At 62.4% G+C, this 19352-nt stretch carries 18 protein-coding genes and 1 tRNA gene; 12 read left to right on the forward strand and 7 right to left on the reverse strand.

Annotated elements, in window-relative coordinates:
• Window position 1: 1 nt before the first annotated feature.
• The 3 genes from ACZ51H_RS03495 to ACZ51H_RS03505 form a co-directional block, all read right to left on the reverse strand.
• Entirely contained in the window at window positions 2–1276 is a 1275-nt protein-coding gene (locus ACZ51H_RS03495; RefSeq protein ID WP_464802452.1) for an ammonium transporter, read from the reverse strand.
• 323 nt (window positions 1277–1599) lie between these two features.
• On the reverse strand, window positions 1600–2277 hold the full coding sequence (locus tag ACZ51H_RS03500) for a head GIN domain-containing protein (protein WP_464802453.1): 678 nt from the start codon (window positions 2275–2277) through the stop codon (window positions 1600–1602).
• A gap of 141 nt (window positions 2278–2418) precedes the next feature.
• Complete coding sequence (locus ACZ51H_RS03505; RefSeq protein WP_464802454.1) at window positions 2419–3645, reverse strand: NAD(P)/FAD-dependent oxidoreductase; 1227 nt, start codon at window positions 3643–3645, stop codon at window positions 2419–2421.
• 189 nt (window positions 3646–3834) lie between these two features.
• Here ACZ51H_RS03505 and ACZ51H_RS03510 point away from each other — a divergent pair, with 189 nt between their 5' ends.
• On the forward strand, window positions 3835–5733 hold the full coding sequence (locus tag ACZ51H_RS03510; protein WP_464794661.1) for a potassium transporter Kup: 1899 nt from the start codon (window positions 3835–3837) through the stop codon (window positions 5731–5733).
• 57 nt (window positions 5734–5790) lie between these two features.
• On the opposite strand, the gene ACZ51H_RS03515 is transcribed toward ACZ51H_RS03510, so the two are convergent.
• On the reverse strand, window positions 5791–6222 hold the full coding sequence (locus ACZ51H_RS03515) for a universal stress protein (protein WP_464802455.1): 432 nt from the start codon (window positions 6220–6222) through the stop codon (window positions 5791–5793).
• Between the two features lie 243 nt (window positions 6223–6465).
• Here ACZ51H_RS03515 and ACZ51H_RS03520 point away from each other — a divergent pair, with 243 nt between their 5' ends.
• Complete coding sequence (locus ACZ51H_RS03520; protein WP_449471955.1) at window positions 6466–6753, forward strand: type II toxin-antitoxin system RelE/ParE family toxin; 288 nt, start codon at window positions 6466–6468, stop codon at window positions 6751–6753.
• Window positions 6753–7052, forward strand: coding sequence for a HigA family addiction module antitoxin (locus ACZ51H_RS03525; RefSeq protein WP_460987889.1), 300 nt, complete (start codon window positions 6753–6755; stop codon window positions 7050–7052). Before ACZ51H_RS03520 ends, ACZ51H_RS03525 begins: the two co-directional genes overlap by 1 nt.
• A 160-nt stretch (window positions 7053–7212) precedes the next feature.
• Here ACZ51H_RS03525 and ACZ51H_RS03530 read toward each other — a convergent pair.
• Window positions 7213–7289 (reverse strand) — tRNA-Met (locus ACZ51H_RS03530).
• Window positions 7290–7519: 230 nt separating this feature from the next.
• On the opposite strand from ACZ51H_RS03530, the gene ACZ51H_RS03535 reads away from it, so the two are divergent.
• From ACZ51H_RS03535 to trxB, 5 genes are all read left to right on the forward strand, one after another.
• The gene (locus tag ACZ51H_RS03535) at window positions 7520–8929 is read left to right on the forward strand and encodes a circularly permuted type 2 ATP-grasp protein (RefSeq protein WP_460987890.1); all 1410 of its coding nucleotides are present in this window, start codon (window positions 7520–7522) and stop codon (window positions 8927–8929) included.
• A 127-nt stretch (window positions 8930–9056) separates the two neighbouring features.
• Window positions 9057–9989, forward strand: coding sequence for an alpha-E domain-containing protein (locus ACZ51H_RS03540; RefSeq protein ID WP_449472041.1), 933 nt, complete (start codon window positions 9057–9059; stop codon window positions 9987–9989).
• 16 nt (window positions 9990–10005) lie between these two features.
• Window positions 10006–10878, forward strand: a complete 873-nt coding sequence (locus ACZ51H_RS03545) for a transglutaminase family protein (RefSeq protein WP_460987891.1) — start codon at window positions 10006–10008, stop codon at window positions 10876–10878.
• A gap of 24 nt (window positions 10879–10902) precedes the next feature.
• A complete protein-coding gene (locus ACZ51H_RS03550; protein WP_460987892.1) occupies window positions 10903–11640 on the forward strand; it encodes a proteasome-type protease in 738 nt (245 codons plus the stop codon).
• 129 nt (window positions 11641–11769) lie between these two features.
• A complete protein-coding gene (trxB, locus tag ACZ51H_RS03555; RefSeq protein ID WP_464794666.1) occupies window positions 11770–12732 on the forward strand; it encodes a thioredoxin-disulfide reductase in 963 nt (320 codons plus the stop codon).
• 177 nt (window positions 12733–12909) lie between these two features.
• Here the strand turns inward: trxB and ACZ51H_RS03560 are convergent, their stop codons facing one another.
• Complete coding sequence (locus ACZ51H_RS03560) at window positions 12910–13200, reverse strand: phosphopantetheine-binding protein (RefSeq protein ID WP_464802456.1); 291 nt, start codon at window positions 13198–13200, stop codon at window positions 12910–12912.
• 29 nt (window positions 13201–13229) lie between these two features.
• Entirely contained in the window at window positions 13230–14237 is a 1008-nt protein-coding gene (locus ACZ51H_RS03565) for a GNAT family N-acetyltransferase (protein WP_464802457.1), read from the reverse strand.
• A 50-nt stretch (window positions 14238–14287) separates the two neighbouring features.
• Between ACZ51H_RS03565 and ACZ51H_RS03570 the strand changes: the two genes are divergently transcribed.
• The 4 genes from ACZ51H_RS03570 (at window position 14288) to ACZ51H_RS03585 (ending at window position 19346) form a co-directional block, all read left to right on the forward strand.
• The gene (locus ACZ51H_RS03570; protein WP_464802458.1) at window positions 14288–15820 is read left to right on the forward strand and encodes an acyl-CoA ligase (AMP-forming), exosortase A system-associated; all 1533 of its coding nucleotides are present in this window, start codon (window positions 14288–14290) and stop codon (window positions 15818–15820) included.
• Window positions 15817–17049 carry a pyridoxal-dependent decarboxylase, exosortase A system-associated gene (locus ACZ51H_RS03575; protein ID WP_464802459.1) on the forward strand — a complete coding sequence of 411 codons (1233 nt, stop codon included), beginning with the start codon at window positions 15817–15819 and terminating at the stop codon, window positions 17047–17049. The genes ACZ51H_RS03570 and ACZ51H_RS03575 overlap by 4 nt, the downstream gene beginning before the upstream one ends.
• 133 nt (window positions 17050–17182) lie before the next feature.
• The gene (locus ACZ51H_RS03580; RefSeq protein WP_449472051.1) at window positions 17183–17827 is read left to right on the forward strand and encodes an XrtA/PEP-CTERM system exopolysaccharide export protein; all 645 of its coding nucleotides are present in this window, start codon (window positions 17183–17185) and stop codon (window positions 17825–17827) included.
• 1 nt (window position 17828) lies between these two features.
• The gene (locus ACZ51H_RS03585) at window positions 17829–19346 is read left to right on the forward strand and encodes an XrtA system polysaccharide chain length determinant (protein WP_464802460.1); all 1518 of its coding nucleotides are present in this window, start codon (window positions 17829–17831) and stop codon (window positions 19344–19346) included.
• Window positions 19347–19352: the final 6 nt, after the last annotated feature.

The raw sequence follows: 19352 nt of genomic DNA on the forward strand, positions 1-19352 counted from the left end.
GTTAGCGGAAGTCCCAGCCTTGTTGGCCATGATCGACCTGATCAAGACCCTCAGCGGCTTCCTCTGCCGTTAGACGCGTGGGCAGTACGACCGAGAGCAGCAGCGCGACGATAGAGGTTCCCGCCATGGACCAGAGAGCGACGGCGATGACACCGGCCAACTGGCTCAGCATGGCCGTCGTGAGGCTGATATCGCCTTCGAAACCGACGCCGCCAAGGAGCGGCTGAACGAAGAGCGGCAACAGCAGGGCGCCGATCAAGCCACCGAGTCCATGCAGCAGGAAGACCGACGCCGGATCATCGACGCCGCGCCCGAACGTCGCCTTTGCGATGCGGCAGAGAAGCGCGGCGGCAAGGCCGATGAGCATTGCGCCTCCGGGACCCGAAAGTGCGGCGGAGGCAGATATGGCGGCGAGACCAGCGATAGCGCCTGACATAATGCCGGTGGCGCTTATGCGGCCGGTCGCGGCGCGATCCGACAGCGCCCATGCGAGGGCGCCCGCGCAGGCCGCGAAATGCGTGTTGAGGATGGCCGTGGCGGCATTGTCCGTGGCGCCAAGAGCCCAACCGCCGGAAATGCCCGCCCAGCCGATCCAGATCAATGCGCCACCCGCGAGGCTGAGTACAGGTGCGTGGCTTGCGCCGGCTTGTCGGGGACGGCGACCGAGGATCAGGGAGAGTGCGAGCGCGGAAAAGCCTGCGCTCATGTGCATGACGAGGCCGCCGGAAAAGTCGATGACGCCGAGCGCTGCAAGCCAGCCGCCGCCCCAGATGCCATGAACCAGCGGGGCATAGACGATCAGCAGCCAGAGCGGGGCAAGGGCCGCCATCCAGCCGAAGCGCGCGCGTCCCGCCGTGGCGCCGGGGAGGAGGCATACGGCAAAGAGCGCCAGGGCCATCTGGAACAGGACAAAGGCGGATTCGGGAACGGTCAGCCCAGCCTTCAGGGAGCCGAGGTTGGCGAGTAGGAGGTTCGCTCCGCCGCCCAGCCATGCGCTGCCCGGTGCGAAGCTGAGGCTGTATCCGGCGATGGCCCAGGCGAGCGATGCGCCCGCTGCGACCGTCAGAAGCTGGGTGCTTGTAGACAGCGCGCTTCGCACATTGACGAGGCCCGCGTGGCGCAGGAGCAGGCCCGGAATCCCGGCGAGCAGTATGAGGAGGGCGCAGAGGATCATCCAGGCCGTGTCTCCGCTGTCCGCGACGGCCACCGCTACCTGCGCTTCTGCCGTTTGGGGCGAGGCCATGAAGAGGAAGAGGAGAAGTGCGCGAGCGAACATGGGACGATCCGGCAATGTCTGGTGCCCTATGTCTATGGGGTGGCGGTAAACACTTTGATAAGGTTAGTGGGGGCGGGGTTGTGGGGCGGGGTTTTCAAGAAAGAGAAGGGGCTTCGACAAGCTCAGCCCGAACGGGGTTGCGTGATCGCGACAAAAGCCCCGGCGCGCTAGAGCATGATCATATGTGAGTGATCGTCACCCCGGACTTGATCCGGGGTCCCGCTTCTTTTCTGACGCCGCCGAGGCAGCGGGACCCCGGGTCGAGCCCGGGGTGACGGAAAATCAGCCTTAATGCCGATGCTTCCGTGTAGGACGATCAAGCTCTAATAGGCTTCGCCGCCGCAGGAGATGCGGCCGGTGCCGCGATTATCGACCTGACAGGCGGCCTTGCCCACTATGGTGACGTTGCCCGATCCTGATGCCGATATCTTGGCGGTTACGTCGGCGGTCAGGGCGACATTGCCGGGGCCGTCATTGCTGACCGTCGCCTGGCGGACGCGTAGACCATCGGCAGCTACGGCGCCCGGACCATTTACGCGCACTGTCGCTATTGCCGCTCGCCCGGCCAAGGTTGCGCGGCCTGCGCCTGCGAGGCCGAGGCTAAGCTGATCGAGGTCAACCGCCGCGACGCTGACATCGCCATTGCCGCCAAGCACGATCTCTCCGCGCAAACCCTTCATCCGACTGACCGAGATGGAGCCGCCGCCGGTCAGCACCAGCCTTTCAAGCGTGCCGGTCGAGAGCCGGACGGTGGCACGGCCGCCGCTTTTCTCACCGGGTTGGGCGCGGTCCATCCTGATGGTCAGCAGGCGCCCCGATACATCTATGTGCAGCCGTTCGATCAGGGATTGATCGCCATCGACTTTGGCGGAAGCGCCAGCGCCCGTGGTGATGATCACCTCCACAGGCGCGTCGACCCGGATCGCGTCGAAGCTGGTGATGGTATAGCCGCGCGTTGCAGCCATGGCCGGTAACGGTAGCAGCGAAGCGGCTACTATCATGAGGTGGAGGGGCTTTCGCGATCGACCTGTCATGGTGCCGCCCTACCGCAAAACGCTTTCGACAAAGTTGATAGCGTCGTGCCTTGAGGCGGCAAATTCCCACGCGATCAAGTTGATCAGACGCCGCAAAGAGGGGCTTCGTCAGGCGAGGCCGACTTCCTTCAGCGGGACCGAGGAATCGGCCAGCTGCGCCTGATCAAGCAGTGCGCCGGAAAGGACGTGGGCGCGGCCCTGCACATAGTCCTTCACTGCATTGACGCAATCGAGCGCGATGAGCTTTCCGGCCTTCAGATATAGGACTGAGAAGCTGCGGGTTGCCGGATCGCCGCGCAGGATGGTGTGGTCATGGCCGATCGAAAGGCCCACGGTCTGGAGCTTCAGATCATATTGGTTGGACCAGAACCAGGGCACGGCGTCATAGGCTTCTTCCTTGCCCATGATGTGGGCGACGGCCGTTTTTGCCTGATCATTGGCGTTCTGCACCGACTCAAGGCGCAGCTGGGCGCCGCGCGCGAAGCGGTTGGCGTGGGATGCGCAGTCGCCGACAGCATAGATGTTGGGCAGGCTGGTGCGGCAATATTCATCGACATCGACGCCATTGCCGCCAACAGCGCCCGCTGCGATCAGCGGGCCGGTTTCGGGGATGATGCCGATGCCGACGATCACCATGTCGGTTTCGATCCGCTCGCCATCCTGCATCAGCACGGCGGTCGCCTTGCCGTTCTGCACCTCGATGCAGTCCATCTTGGCACCGGTGCGCAGATCGACGCCATGGGCGCGATGTTCGGCTTCGTAGAAGCGGGAGAGTTCTTCCCCAGCGACGCGGGCGAGGACGCGGTCGAGCGCTTCGAGCAGAACAACCTTCTTGCCGAACTTCGTCAGGACGGCGGCTGCTTCCAGCCCGATATAGCCGCCGCCGATCACGACGACATGATTGATCTGGTCCATCTTCGCCATCATGGCGTCGACATCGTCGCGGCGGCGGACGGCATGGACGTTGGGCGCGTCGGCGCCGTCGCAGGTCAGCATGCGCGGGCTGCCGCCCGTGCACCAGATGAGCTTGCCGTAGGAAATCTGCTCATTGCCGACGGTGACGGTCTGATTTTCCGGATCGACGGCCTTCACCCGGTGGCCGAGAAGCATGTCGATCTTGCGCTCTTCCCAAAAGGCGGCGGGGCGGATGAGGATGCGGTCGAAGCTCTTGTCGCCCGCGAAATATTCCTTCGACAGCGGCGGGCGTTCATAGGGCGGGTATTTTTCGTCACCGATCATGGCGACGGACCCTTCAAAGCCGAGTTGACGAAGCGAAATGGCCGCCTGCGCGCCTGCATGGCCCGCGCCTACGATCAGAACGTCATAATGGCTCATCGGCCAGCATCCCCTCAGTCCAAGTTGCTGCCGTCCTTGGCGCGCTTTCCCCGGACTGACAAGGGGTAGGCGGGACTTTTGGAGTTAGCGGGGCAAAATATAAAATAGCGGATGGCCGCCTGTCCCCCATGGCGCTGCCATCCCTGGTTGTGGCATAGGCGCTCGCCAAAGTTGGGGGTTTTCTGCCTTATGGCTGACAAGGATTTGCCGGTTAGCGGGGGGAGCCATGCAGCGCATGGTCCGCTACATGGCCTCGCGCTCGGCGCGTTGGGGGTGGTGTTTGGGGACATCGGGACCTCTCCACTCTATGCGCTGAAGGAAAGCTTTGTCGGCCACCATCCGCTGACGGTTGACCCGGCCCATATCTATGGCGTGCTGTCGTTGATCTTCTGGACCATGACCATGGTCGTCACGGTCAAATATGTGTTCATCATCCTGCGAGCCGACAATAATGGCGAGGGCGGGAGCATGGCGCTGCTGGCGCTGATCGGGCGGCGGATGGGCGAAACGCGCTGGACACCGACGGTTGCGGCGCTGGGCGTGCTTGCCACCGCGCTCTTTTATGGCGATGCGATCATCACGCCGGCGGTCTCTGTCCTCTCGGCGGTAGAGGGGCTGACGGTGGTACAGGCGGGGCTGACGCCGTTGGTGCTGCCGATTGCGATCGTGATCCTGATCGCCCTGTTCGTGATCCAGAGCATCGGCACGGCGCGAGTCGGTGCGCTGTTCGGGCCGATCATGGTGGTCTATTTCCTGGCGCTCGCAATTCTGGGCGTCACCAATATATGGCGGCACCCGGAGATCTTCGCCATCGTCAATCCATGGTGGGCGCTGCGCTTCTTCCTGATCGACCCTAAACTGGCGTTTCTGGCTTTGGGATCGGTGGTGCTGGCGGTGACGGGGGCGGAGGCGCTTTATGCCGATATGGGGCATTTCGGGCGCAAGGCGATCAGCATCGCGTGGCTTTACGCGGCGCTGCCGTGCCTGATGCTCAATTATCTGGGGCAGGGGGCGTTGCTGCTCGATGAGCCAGCGGCGGCGCAAAATCCGTTCTTCCTGCTTGCCCCCGAATGGGCGAGGCTACCGCTGGTGATCCTAGCGACCTTGGCGACGGTGATCGCGAGCCAGGCGGTCATATCCGGTGCCTTTTCCGTGACGCGGCAGGCGGTGCAGCTGGGTTTCCTCCCGCGCCTGCGCATCCTGCATACCAGCGCATCGGCGGCGGGGCAGATATATATGCCGCTGATCAACTGGACGCTGCTAGTGCTGGTCATCATGCTGGTGCTGGGCTTTGGCAGTTCGAGCAATTTGGCGGCGGCCTATGGCATTGCGGTCACTGGCACGATGGTCATCACCACCTGCATGATGGGGGCGTTGATGTTCAGCGTCTGGCGCTGGAACCCGTTCGTCGCGGGCATGGTGACGGGCCTGTTCCTGATCATCGATGGCGCATATTTTCTGTCGAACGCGACGAAGATTCCGGATGGGGGATGGTTCCCGCTGCTGGTCGCGGCCATAGCTTTCCTGGTGCTGACGACCTGGGCTTCTGGGCGACGGATCATGCGTAACCGTCTGCGCGAAGATGCGATGGACCTCGACTTGTTCATCAAGTCGGCCGGAGCGTCACTGAAGCGGGTGCCGGGTACGGCGATCTTCCTATCCTCAACGACGGAGGGTGTTCCGCCGGCCCTGCTCCACAACGTCAAGCACAACCGCATCCTGCATGAGCGCAACATCATCCTGACCGTGCGCGCGGAAGATGTGCCGCATTTGCCCTATGACGGCCGTACCAGCGCCGAAGATCATGGCGCGGGGTTCTATCGCCTGATCCTGCGTCACGGCTTCATGGAAAATGTCGATGTGCCTGCGGCGATGAAGGCGGTACGCGACTGCGGCGGGCCGATTGGCGTTGCCGACACCAGCTATTTCCTCAGCCGGGAGACGTTGGTGCCGTCATCCCGCCCCGGCATGGCCATATGGCGCGAGCGGCTTTTCGCGTGGATGGTGCGGAATGCGGAAAGTCCGATGGCGTTTTTCAAGCTGCCTACCAATCGGGTGGTTGAACTGGGGTCGCAGCTGGAAATCTGATCCAGCGATCACGCCGCCAGCCGATGGCGGGCAAGCCATCGGCTGGCGGGGCATCAGTTAGCCGATCTCTTTCTGACGAGCGATGAGCACGCTGATCGGCGAATTGCGGACGATCGCGGCGGCGTTGGAGCCGAGCACGCGGGATGAGAGCGACGGCTGATGGGAGCCGATGATGATGAGGTCGGCGCCCACCCGCTGCGCTTCATCCAGAACTTCATCACGCACTCGGCCGGGATGGGATGCGAAAGTGGCATGGGTCAGGCCGAATTCCACCTTCCATTCGTCTACCTGGCGCTGGGCCTCTGTTATCTCCTGCGTGTCGAAATCGACTGTGATCGCGCCCTCATAATTTACCGGGAGGAAGTATCGCACATAAAGGATGTGCACTTTCGCACCGCCCGCGGAAAGCGCCGCTGCCGCCGCCAGTGCGGACTTTGCATGATCATGATCATGGATGTCGATAGCGACCAATATAGATGAAAAGGCCATGGTCTCTCCTCTCTTGATCAGAACGGTCTATCAGGAGGGGCGAGCGGAAAGGTGTAGCGTCTGTAACAAAGAGTTTCAGCCGAGATGACAGCGCGCAGATGTCCCGGCGCCGGACGCCAAAGAGCGTGAGGATGGCGCGATTGGTGCGAATCTGAAGGATTGCCGGAGGTAGGTCCCTCTTTTGTTAACCGCAAAATGTAAAGCCACACTTGACATGAGTGTGTAAAGCGCTACTTTCCATCTATGGAGATCGAGAGCATCAGCCACAAAGCTCTGCGGCGGTTTGTTGAGACAGGCAAAGCCAAAGGACTACCTGGCGATCTGGTCGATCGGCTGTTCAAGATGGTCAACTTCATCATTGATGCCGACACGCTGGACGAACTTTCAACACCTCCAAATTACGGGCTTCACCCCTTGACCGGCGACCGTGCCGGGACATGGGCGATGACCGTGACTAGAAACTGGCGCCTGACCTTTTCGCTTGATGAGCAGGGCGCCGTCGTAGATCTGGACCTGGAGGATTATCACTGATGGCTATCAAGATTCATCCGTCGTTCGCGGTCCATGCGGGCGAATGGCTCAAGACCGAGATTGTCGAGGCGCATGGCGTTTCGATCAACGATCTGGCCGAGGCGTTCGGCGTCAGTCGGCAGTCGATCAGTTCGCTTCTGAACGGGCGGGCGGCCCTTTCGGCTGATATGGCGATCCGCTTCGAGCATGCCTTTGGTGTGAAGGCGGAGACGCTGATGCGGATGCAGGCGCGCTACGAGTTGGGCAAGGCGCGCGAGCATGAAGCCGATCTGGCCGTGCGGAGCCTGATCGCTGCGTGAAATAGCGTCCGCGTCATGTTGCATCCATGCTGCATGGAGGCGCCGTAACCTAACGAATTTGACGAAATTCTGCGGATTTCACGGGACGCTGTGAACATCAAAAAAGGCCGTGCTTACGGCCGGCCCGAAGGCAAAAATCAAGGATATCCAGGCTTTCCGATGGTAGCGGAGGAGGGACTTGAACCCCCGACACGCGGATTATGATTCCGCTGCTCTAACCAGCTGAGCTACTCCGCCCCATGGGCTGCGCCGGGCAGTCGCCCTGCGGTGCGCGCGCTATAGGCAGAGGGACTTGTGGGGTCAACGGGGTTTGGCGACGGCTGTGCAAATTCTCTTCAGGGGAGGTTGCCGGACGTCGTGCGCGGGGAAATCTTGGCCGACGCCCTTTTTGCGCTTGCAATCGTTCCGTCACGTTGCACTAATGTTGCAATGCACAACCGGGCTATGCCCGAGGGAGGATCGACGCTTTGCCCTTCCACGAAATGTTTGAGCCGGATGGTTCGATACGGCCTTGCTATGCCGAAGTGCAGAATTGGGTGGATCGGACGGGCATCGCCGGGCTCAACCGCAGATTGGATGAAGCGGAAGCGATCTTCAGACGTATCGGCATTACCTTTGCGGTCTATGGCGAGGGGGGCGATCCGGAGCGATTGATCCCGTTCGATCTGTTGCCGCGTATCTTCACCGCGCAGGAATGGCGCGTGCTGGACCGGGGCATCCGGCAGCGGGCGCGGGCGTTGAACGCGTTTCTGCACGACGTCTATCATCGGGGCGAGATCGTGAAGGCGGGGATCATGCCTGCCGACATCATCTACCAGAACAGCGCCTATCTTGCCGAGATGGCGGACTTCACCCCGCCGGGGAAGGTGTACAGCCATATCGTCGGGATCGACATTGTCCGCACCGGGCCTGCGCGATTTGAGGTGCTGGAGGATAATTGCCGCACGCCGTCGGGCGTGTCCTACATGCTGGAAAATCGCGAGATCATGACGCGCATGTTCCCCGAACTGTTCGCGCAGGGGTTGGTGGCGCCGGTCGATGATTATCCCGCTGAACTGCTCAAGAGCCTGAAGGAAGTCGCGCCGCCCGCGTGCAAGGGTGATCCTGTGGTCGTGCTGCTGACGCCGGGATCGCTCAACAGCGCCTATTATGAACATAGCTTCCTGGCCGATCTTATGGGCGTGGAGCTGGTGGAGCCCGCGGACCTGTTCGTCGATGAGGATCGGGTGTGGATGAAGACGACGCTTGGCCCCAGGCAGGTCGATGTCATCTATCGCCGGATCGATGACGAATATCTTGATCCGCTGGTGTTCCGGCCCGATAGCCTGCTGGGCATTCCCGGCATCTTCAACGTGTATCGTAATGGCGGGGTGACGCTGGCTTCGGCGCCGGGCGCGGGGATCGCGGATGACAAGGCGGTCTATATCTACGTTCCGGAGATGATCCGATTTTACCTGGGTGAGCAGCCGATCCTGGGCAATATCCAGACATGGCAGTGCGGGAAGCCGGACGAATGCGCCTATGTGCTGGAACATCTGCACGAACTGGTGGCGAAGGAGGTTCATGGGTCGGGCGGCTATGGGATGCTGATCGGCCCCAAGTCCACCAGTGCGGAAATCGCCGCTTATGCGGAGCGCATCAAGGCTAATCCGGGCGAGTTCATCGCGCAGCCGACGCTAGACCTTTCGACGGTGCCTACCCTTGGCCCGGCTTCGGTGGTCGGGCGGCACGCGGATTTCCGGCCCTATTGTCTGGTGGGCAAGCAGATCAGGCTGGTGCCGGGCGGGCTGACTCGGGTTGCGCTGACCGAAGGGTCGTTGGTGGTGAACTCCAGTCAGGGGGGTGGGGTGAAGGACACATGGGTGTTGCAGGATTGACGGAGGTGCGCGTCCCTTTTCTTCATCGTCATCCCAGCGAAAGCTGGGATCTCTTGAGGCTGCGTGGTGCCGGTGGGCCTGAGATCCCAGCTTTCGCTGGGATGACGGGGAGGAGGTGGGTGCGCCCATGCTGAGCCGGACTGCCGAGAATCTTTACTGGATGGCGCGTTATATGGAGCGGGCGGAGGCTACGGCTCGTTTGCTTACCATGGGACAGCGCATGGCGATCCTGCCGGGGGCGCACCATCGCGACGAATGGCGGTCGGTCGTGCGGGCAGCCGGGGTCGATGGCCTATTTCCCGAAGGCATACAGGTGGCCGAGAGGGACGCCATATCCTATCTGATGCTGGACCTTGATAATTCCAGTTCCATCCGGTCCTGCCTGCTGAAGGCGCGCGCCAATGCCAAGTCGGCGCGCACCATGCTGACCCAGGACATGTGGGAGGCGCTGAACGAAGGGTGGCGCAAGCTGGACAGCTATGATGTGGGTGAAGCGCGGCAGCAGCTTCCGGCGCTGATCGATTGGGTGAAGACGCGGGTCATGACGTTCCGGGGTGCGGCGCATTCCGGGCAGTTGCGCAATGAAGGGCATGACTTCCTGCGGGCCGGGTCGGCGCTGGAGCGGGCGCAGATGACGTTGCGGCTGTTGGACGTTAAATATTATGTATTGCTGCCAGAAACCGAGGTGATCGGGGGCAACCGCGATCATTATCAGTGGACGTCGGTGCTCTACGCTCTGTCTGGAGCACGGGCCTATCATCATGTCTATGGCGGCACTTATACGCCCTGGCAGATCACCGATTTCCTGATGCTGAACCGGCTTTTCCCGCGCAGTGTGGCCTATTGCTATGAACAGCTTGCCTATCGGCTCAATCGGCTGGCGGGTTGGCACAATGGGCGGGGCACGTGCCATGAGACGGTGCGGCAAATGGTGAACGATCTGGAACAGTTGGACAGCGGAGAGATTTTCCGCGTCGGTCTGCATGAAACCGTGTTGGGCGGATTGAAGATGACCAACCAATTGGGCGCGGAGATCGCCCAGACCTATCATTTCGGATGAAGGAGCGCGGTACGCCTTGAAACTGCTGGTCCGCCACCAGACGACTTATCGTTATGCCGCGACGGCAGGCCGGGTGGCGATGCGCCTGAAGCTGATGCCGATCGACACGGCCTCGCAAAGGGTGCTGGAATGGCGGGTCAGTGTGAATGGTGAGCCGGTTGAAGGTTTCCGCCGCAACAGCTTTGGCGAGATGGAGGCTGTCTGGATACGGCATGACCGGCTGGACAATGCGGTGGTCGTTGCCGAAGGGTTGGCAGAGACGAACGAAACGAGCGGCGTTCTGGGCCATGGAAACGGTGGGGTGCCTTCGCTCTATTTTCTGCGGGAAACGCAGCTGACCCGGACTTCCGACGCCATTCGGGACATGGCGCTTTCCCTGCCGGATGATGGGGGGACGCTTGCGCGGTTGCATGCCTTGTCGGCGGCGGTCAGCGACGCTGTGGCTTATCGGGGTGGAGTGACGTCTTCGGATACCACGGCGGCGGAGGCCTTCGCGTTGGGGGCGGGAGTTTGTCAGGACCATGCGCAGATATTCATTGCGGGCGCGCGCGCCCTCGGCATCCCGGCGCGATATGTGACGGGATACCTGCTGGCTGAGGGGGGCATTGCCCTGCATGAAACCCACGCCTGGGTTGAGGCGTGTGTGCCGGATCTGGGCTGGGTCGGGTTCGATCCATCAAACCGGGTCTGTGTGACGGAACGCTATCTGCGGCTGGCGTCGGGCCTGGATGCCAATGCGGCGGCGCCCATCCGGGGGTCCGTGACGGTGGCGGGCGATATCTGGATTGACGCGGACGTCCGGATCGCGCAGGCGGAGGACGGGGTGGAAGAAAGGCAGCTGCAACGGCAGCAACAACAAAGCCTTCAGCCTGCCATCCCGCAGGGTTGAACGGATATAGGAGCCCGATGGGCGATGACCTATTGTGTGGCGGTGCGCGTGGACCAGGGATTGGTCATGCTGTCGGACACTCGCACCAATGCGGGGATGGACAATATCGCCCGCTTTCGGAAAAGCTTTACCTATAGCGTGCCGGGCGAACGGTCGCTGGTGCTCATGTGTTCGGGCAACCTGTCCATCACGCAGGGCGTCAAGACGATGCTGGGCCGCGCGATCAAGGATTCGCAGGTCGATCCGGACGTTGAAAGCATCCTGAATTGCGCGACGATGCACCGCGCGGCGCAACTGGTGGGGGATGCGATGTGCGAGATGCAGCAGCATTATCGCAGCACCATCGAAATGCAGGGATCGGGTGCGGACGCGTCGATCCTGCTCGCGGGGGAACGGCGGGGGGGGAAGCCGCGCCTTTACCTTATCTATTCGGCGGGCAACTTCATCGAAGCGACGGAGGACACGCCCTTCTTCCAGATTGGTGAGCATAAATATGGCAAGCCGATTCTGGATCGGATCATCAAGCGCGAGACGAGTCTGGAGGACGCGACAAAGGCGGTTCTGGTGTCGATGGATTCTACCTTACGATCGAATCTGTCGGTCGGCATGCCGCTGGACCTGACGGTGATCGAGCGCGGCCAGTTCGATTTCCGTGTCCGCACCCGTATCGAGGCCGATAACGAGGAATTTCAGCTGCTTTCGCTCAGTTGGTCGGCGGCGCTGCGCAAGGGGTTTGAGGACCTGCCTAACGTCATTGACTGACGGTTGGAGTGGCAGGGGGAGGCGGAGCTTGCCCGCGCCCAAGCAATTCCATGCGATAGTCAGGCTTGCGCGCCCGGCGCCGCTGCCTATTTCATCCCGACAAACGAATCCAAAGAGCTGGGGAATTTGATGACCGCTACCCATTCCACTCGCATGCTGATCCTCGGTTCGGGGCCGGCCGGGCTTTCGGCCGCCATTTATGGGGCGCGCGCGGGGCTGGCTCCGATCGTGGTGCAGGGCATGCAGCCGGGCGGGCAGCTGACCATCACGACCGACGTCGAGAATTATCCTGGCTTTCGCGACGTGATCCAGGGGCCGTGGTTGATGGAGCAGATGCAGGCGCAGGCCGAGCATGTCGGCGCGCAGATGATGTATGATCAGATCGTCGATGTCGATTTGTCGGAGCGGCCTTTTCGCCTGACGGGCGATAGCGGTACGCGCTATTTTGCCGACTCTCTGGTGATCGCGACGGGTGCGCAGGCGAAGTGGCTGGGTACGGAAGGCGAGCAGCTGTTGCAGGGTAAGGGCGTTTCCGCTTGCGCGACTTGCGATGGATTTTTCTATCGTGGCAAGAAGGTAGTGGTGATCGGTGGTGGCAATACTGCGGTCGAGGAAGCGCTGTACCTCACCAACCATAGCCATGACGTCACGCTGATCCATCGCCGTGATTCGCTGCGGGCGGAGAAGATCTTGCAGCAGCGGCTGTTTGCGCATCCGAACATCAAGGTGCTGTGGAACCAGAAGATCGAGCGGTTTGTGGGCGGCGGCAATCCCGAAGGGCTGGTTGGCGTCGATCTGGTCGATACGGTCACGGGCAAGGCTTCGCATATCGAGACGGACGGGGCGTTCGTGGCGATCGGGCATCAGCCTGCCACCGAGCTGTTCGCGGGCAAGCTGCCGATGGATGAGGGCTATTTGATTGTGGAACCGGGTACGACGCGGACCTCTGTTCCGGGGGTGTTCGCGGCGGGTGACGTCAGCGACAAGATTTATCGGCAGGCGGTGACGGCGGCGGGTATGGGCTGCATGGCGGCGCTGGACGTGGAGAAGTTCCTGGCCGAGGCGGATTTCGAGGCGATGGCGGCTGAGTGAGAAAGCGTGGAGCGGGGTGCGCGCTGCGTGCCTCGCTTTGCGGGGTGAGGGGGAGCTTCGCTACCCTCCGTTCGCCCTGAGCTTGTCGAAGGGCTTTTCTTTCTTTTAAGTGAAGTGAAGGGCTTCGACAGGCTCAGCCCGAACGGGGATTAGGTGTCTGATAGACTGGGGAAGCGCTCAGGCTTCTAGCTTCGCCCGCGCAAAGGCGACCAGCGTACCAAAAGTCTCGAAGGTTTCGCCGTCGATGTCGTCATCCTCGATCAGGATGTCGAGGCGGTCTTCCATTTCCGTCAGCAGCGTGGCGACGGCCATGGAGTCCAGTTCAGGCAGAGCGCCGAACAGGGGCGTGTCGGCGTCGAAGGCATCGACGCGTTCCTGCGACAGGGCCAGCACATCGCGAAGCAGATCGCGCATCGCGTTTGACATGTCGCTTGTCCGGTCGACCGGCATAGAGGTTTTCGCCCGCATGATGGGGGGCTTACCTAATCGTTCCGCCTTCAGCCCACAAGGGCGGAAATCGCGGTTCGCGCGGCGGGAAACCATGTCGAGGCAAATCGTGGATTGAAGAAGTCGAGACGGTGGAGCGTTTGCCGCTGCTCCATCCATTCCGCCTTGTAGGGATTGTCGCCGGTGCCGTAGTCGATCACGCTGACCTTGTCGGTGTCTATGGCATGGGCGAACATCGCGTGGCTGAGCAACGTGCCTGGAGAAGCGCCGTCGAAAGCGCGATCATGTGCGAGCTTGTGGATGAGGGCGACGTCATTTTCGACGGTCCAAAGCTGGGTCGCCACTGGCTGGCCGTTGAGGCGCGCGAAGCCGAGCCGTAGGGTTCCGGCGGCGGCCTCTCGCTCTGCCAGCGCGCGCAGGAAGGAGAGGCCGGGCTCGGGCTGCTTCCAACTGCTCGCATGTACCGTCACATAGTCGTGCCACAGCGCGTCATCGACCTGATCGCGAATCTCGATGGTGAAACGGCTGGATCGGGCCTTGCGCTGGACCTGATTGCGCAGGCGGGTTGGCCGATCCGCCCAATAGGCGGCGAAGTCGCGGCTGTTCAGGGCGAGCATATGGCGTCCACCCATGGGTCGGCGGACGCCGAACCAGCCGCTGCGCCGGAAGGCATCGAGGAGCATTTCCGCCGTATCGCCTACCGGATAAAAGTCGATGTGGCGGCCGGTCTTGAACAGTTCAGCGGCGAGTATTTCTGCCAGACGGTGGCGCATCGGTTCATCAGGATCGCCGAGATATACGGGCGACCAGGCGAAGCTGTACCAGTTGGCAAGCGCGCTCTGCCGCTCGGGAGAGGGCGATAGCAGGAATAGCCATGCCTCGACCTGTCCCTCGATCGCCTGAAGGACGCGGATGGGCTGATGCGCGAAGCAATGTTCGTGCAGCGATTCGAACCAGTCGATGCGGTCGAACAAGCAAGCCGTCGCGGCGCGATCCATCCGTCCGCCCAGCGCCTGCCGGGCATCTGCGATCGTGCTGTATTCCCTTGTGACCAGCAAATCATTATCTCCCCGGCACTGTCCCCATGCCTTAGGTGAAAAGTCTGGAAATGGAGTTAAGCAGCGCCACCCTGATCGATGGCGAGGAAGTTCGCCCGATCGACCACCTGTTGTTGCGGGGTGAGGCGGCGCGTCCGGCGCTGGATGGCCGGTCGGGATCGCAGGATTATGCAGAGCTTGAAACGACGCTGGGTCGGCTGGCGGGGTGGCTGGCGGGATTCGGGCTGGAAAAGGGCGCGCGGGTTGCAAGCTGGATTGCCAAGGGGCCGGTCGCGGCGCTGATGCCATTGGCGGCCCCGCGCGCGGGACTGGTGCATGTGCCGGTCAATCCGCTGCTGAAGCATGCGCAGGTCGCGCATATCCTCGCCGATAGTGGCGCGCCGTTGCTGATCGGTACTGCGGCGCGGCTCGATACTTTGAAGTCCGATGATGTGCCGGGCGACTGCCGTTTGTTGCGGGAGGAGGATGCTGCGGCGGCCATGAGCGGTGGGGATGGAATGCCGCCCTCCGAGGCCGGGCCGCATGATCTGGCGGCGATCCTCTATACCAGCGGTTCGACCGGGCGGCCCAAGGGGGTGATGCTCAGCCACGCCAATCTATGGCTTGGTGCGGCGAGTGTGGCTCGTTATCTTGGCTTGAGTGCCGAGGACAGGACCTTGTGCGTGCTGCCCTTCAGTTTTGATTATGGGCAGAATCAGCTGTTTTCAACCTGGTATGCGGGCGGGTGCGTCTATCCGCTCGATTATCTGACGGCGCGTGACGTCATGAAGTCGGTGGACAAGCGTGACATCACGACCTTGGCCGGGGTGCCGCCGCTTTGGGTGCAGTTGACCGAGCTTGAGTGGAAGCAGGAAGTGGCGGGGAAGCTGAAGCGCCTGACCAATAGTGGTGGCGCGCTCACCCGGCCGTTGGTGGCGAAATTGCGCGGCCTTTTTCCCAAGGCCGACCTTTATCCCATGTATGGGCTGACGGAGGCTTTTCGCTCCACCTATCTGCCGCCAGCCTTGGTGGACAGCTACCCGGACTCGATGGGATCGGCGATACCGCATGCGGAGATACTGGTTGTGCGGTCTGATGGCAGCCTGACGGACGATGATGAAGCGGGTGAGCTGGTTCATTGCGGGCCGCTTGTAGCGCAAGGCTATTGGCGGGATGAGGTACGTACGGCAGAGCGGTTCAAGCCTGCGCCGCCGTCCTCTCGCTATGGCGGCATGGCGGTCTGGTCAGGGGATAGCGTCAGGCGGGATGCGCGAGGGCTGCTCTATTTCGTTGGACGTGATGACGCGATGATCAAATCCTCGGGCAATCGCATCAGTCCGACAGAGATTGAGGAAGCGGCGGTGGCGGTGCCCGGCGTTGCGGAAGCGGTCGCGCTGGGGATTAAGGATGAACGGTTGGGGCAGGCGGTGCTGCTGCTCATCCGCTCGGCCGACGCTGATGCCGAGGCGACGGTCGAGGCGAGGTTGAAGACCGAATTGCCGAACTTCATGCAGCCCCGGACGATTATCAGGCTGGCGGATTTCCCTCGGACGCCTAATGGCAAGATCGACCGAGTGGCACTGGCCAAGGAATATGACAGATGAAGCCGATGGGACCTGTTCCGCCCTTTTTCGAGGGTGAGGAAGGCATGTTGCTGATCGGCGGATGCGGCGCTGCGAGCCTGGTGGACGAAGCGGGGGACACGCCGCTGTTCGTCTATGACATGGGGATCGTCGAGCGGCAGGTGCGCGATTTGCGGGAGGCTATGCCGCGGCAATTGTCGATCCATTATGCGGTGAAGGCGAATCCCTATCCGGCGCTGCTGGAACGCATGGCGCGGTTGGTTGACGGCTTTGACGTGGCTTCGGGCGGGGAAATGGCGCGAGCGCTGGAAGCCGGGATGGATGCCGCGCATGTGAGCTTTGCCGGGCCGGGCAAGCGTGATGACGAACTCGCCGCCGCGATCGACGCTGGGGTTACGTTGAACCTTGAGTCGGAAGGGGAAGCGCGGCGTGCGCTTGCCATTGCCCAGAAGCGGGGGCGGACGCCCCGGCTGGCGGTGCGGGTCAATCCGGATTTTGACCTGAAAGGGTCGGGCATGCGCATGGGCGGCGGGGCCAAACCCTTTGGCATCGATGCGGATCGGGCGGCGGGGCTTGCCCGATCGTTGATCGATGCGGGAGCTGACTGGCGGGGCTGGCATATCTTTGCCGGATCGCAGGCGCTGGATGCAGACGCGCTGATCGACACACAGGCGGCAACAGTGGGTTTGGCGGCGCGGCTTTCGGATGCGGTGGGTGCTGCGCCGCCGCTCGTCAATCTGGGTGGAGGATTCGGCATTCCCTATTTCCCGGGCGATCAGCGGTTGGACATTGCGCCGATCGGTGAGGCGCTGGGCCAGACGCTGAACGCCCGCCCGGACATATTGGCGGAGAGCGAGTTCGCGATGGAGCTTGGCCGCTGGCTGGTCGGTGAGGCTGGCGTCTATCTGACCCGTGTGGTCGATGTGAAGCAGAGCCAGGGCGAGACGTTCGTCGTGGTAGATGGTGGATTGCACCATCAACTGGCGGCGAGCGGCAATTTCGGAACGGTGTTGCGGCGCAACTATCCGATGGCGGTGGCGAACCGTTATGGCGCGCCGCCTGCGGAGGAGGCCGTCACGGTCGTAGGGTGTCTTTGCACGCCGATCGACAAGCTGGGCGACAAGGTTGCTTTGCCGCCGGTGGTGGAAGGGGACCTGATCGCGATCTTCGCGGCGGGGGCCTATGGCGCTTCGGCTAGTCCCGCCGCCTTTTTGGGGCACCCGCCCGCGCTCGAACTATTACTTGGCTGATATACCAATAGTTTGACGCCTAACCGTATCTTTACCCTTTAGCGGCAAGAAGAGGCCCAAAGCCCATCGCTTTGCGGCCGCTTCACCTGTCTGGCGGCCGTGCTGGCGTGCGGCCGCATGATGAGGTGAAGATATGCGTTTCCTGTCGGTTTCCCGGGCTCTGATCGGCGCATCGTTGCCTGCTTTGGCGCTGTCGGGCTGCGCTTCGGGAGGCGGTGGCCCCCAGTTGCCCTCTGCGTCCTTTGTGGCGCAGCAGGAAGGGCCGGGCGAGGAATATGTGATCGGGCCGCTCGATGACCTGACCGTATTCGTATGGCGCAACCCGGAATTGGGTGCGAAGGTTCAGGTGCGGCCGGACGGGCGGATTACCACGCCGCTGATCGCCGACATGCCGGCCGTGGGCAAGACGCCTAAGCAGCTGGCCGACGACATGAAGGTGGCGCTCACCAAATATATTGAAAATCCGCTGGTGTCGGTGATCGTCAACAATTTCTCGGGCACTTTCAGCCAGCAGGTGCGGATTGTCGGCGCGACCGAAAAGCCTGCCTCCATTCCTTATCGCGCTAACATGACGCTGCTTGACGCCATGATCTCCGTCGGGGGGCTGAGCGAATATGCGGCGGGCAACCGGGCGCGGCTCGTTCGCTTCAACAAGGAAGAGGGCAAGCAGCAGGAATTCAACGTCCGTATCGGCGACCTGCTGAAGCGCGGCGACAGCAAGGCGAATGTCATGCTGGCCCCGGGCGATGTCATCATCATTCCGGAAAGCATGTTCTGATATGGCCGGTCTTTACGACGAACTGCTGATCGCCCTTCACGGCATATGGACGCGGCGCTGGCTGGCGCTGGCCGTGGCGTGGGGCGTGTGCATGCTGGGGTGGCTGGGCGTGGCTCTGGTGCCCAACAGCTATGAGAGCAAGGCGCGGGTTTATGTGAACACGCAGTCGCTGTTGCAGGACAAGGTCGGCATTACGCAGGTCCAGTCGCAGCAGGATTTGGACCGCGTGCGCCAGACGCTGGCCAGCACCGCCAATCTGGAGCGGGTCGTCAAGGAAACCGACCTCAACCAGACGATTAGCGGCCCGCGCGACATGGCGGCCAGGATCACGGCGCTGCGTGAAGGCATCACCGTGATGGCGCAGGCTGACCCGAGCATGATCGACATCAGCGCCAAGTCGGCGGACTCCAGCCTTTCGGACGGAGCCAATGCGCGGATCGCCCAGCAGGCGGTGCAGAAGCTGATCGAGATTTTCCAGGAAACGAATCTGTCCTCCGACCGTGTCGAGACGAAGCAGAGCCTTGCTTTCCTTGACCAGCAGATCGCGGCGCGCGGTCGTCAATTGGCCGCCGCAGAGCAACGTCGTGTCGAGTTCGAGCAGCGCTATGCCGGGATGCTGCCGGGCGCGGGCTCCATCGGTCAGCGCATGGACGCGGCGCGGATGGAGATCAACAATATCGAATCGCAGCTGGTGCAGGCGTCGAGCGCGCTGAGCGCCATGAACGGCCAGCTTGCCGGAACACCGCAGGTGTTGCCGGGTGTTGGCGCGTCGGGTGGTCCTTCCGCACTGGCTCAGGCGCAGGCGGACCTTGCCGGAATGCGTGCGCGGGGTTGGACCGCTGACCATCCCGATGTGATTGCAGCCCAACGGCAGGTCGATGCGCTACGCCGTCAGGGCGGCGGTGGTGGCGGGGCGGCTGGTTCGCCCAACCCTGCTTATCTGTCGATCAAGTCGATGCAGGCGGAGCGGGCGGCGACGGTTCAGGCGTTGCAGACGCGCAAGGCGCAGCTTCAGGCTGACCTTAACGCCATGTCATCGCGCCAGACGGACGAGCCCGGCCTCGCCGCCGAGCAGGAAAAGCTCGACCGCGATTATGAGGTGCTGAAGACCCAATATGACAAGCTGCTCGCTGACCGCGAGGATGTGCGCCTGCGCGGCGATGTGAAGACCGAAACGGGTTCCGTCCAGTTCCGCGTGATCAATCCGCCGAGCGCGCCCACCGCGCCGTCCGCGCCCAACCGGCCGTTGTTGCTGCTGGGCGTGCTGATCGTCGGGATCGGCGCGGGCGTGGGTAGCGCCTTTGCCATGGGGCAGCTCAAGGGCAGCTTCCCGACGGCGGCACGGCTGGAGCGGGCGGTTGGATTGCCGGTCATCGGTTCCATTACGCAGACGGTTAGCGCCGCGCAGAGGGCGGTCGAGAAGCAGCGGTTGAAATGGTTCGCCGGTGCGAGCGGGGGGCTGGCGGCGCTGTGTGTGCTGCTGATCCTCGTCGAATTCATCCAGCGTGGCATGGCCTGAGGAGCG

Source organism: Sphingobium sp. TomMM15, assembly GCF_055397045.1.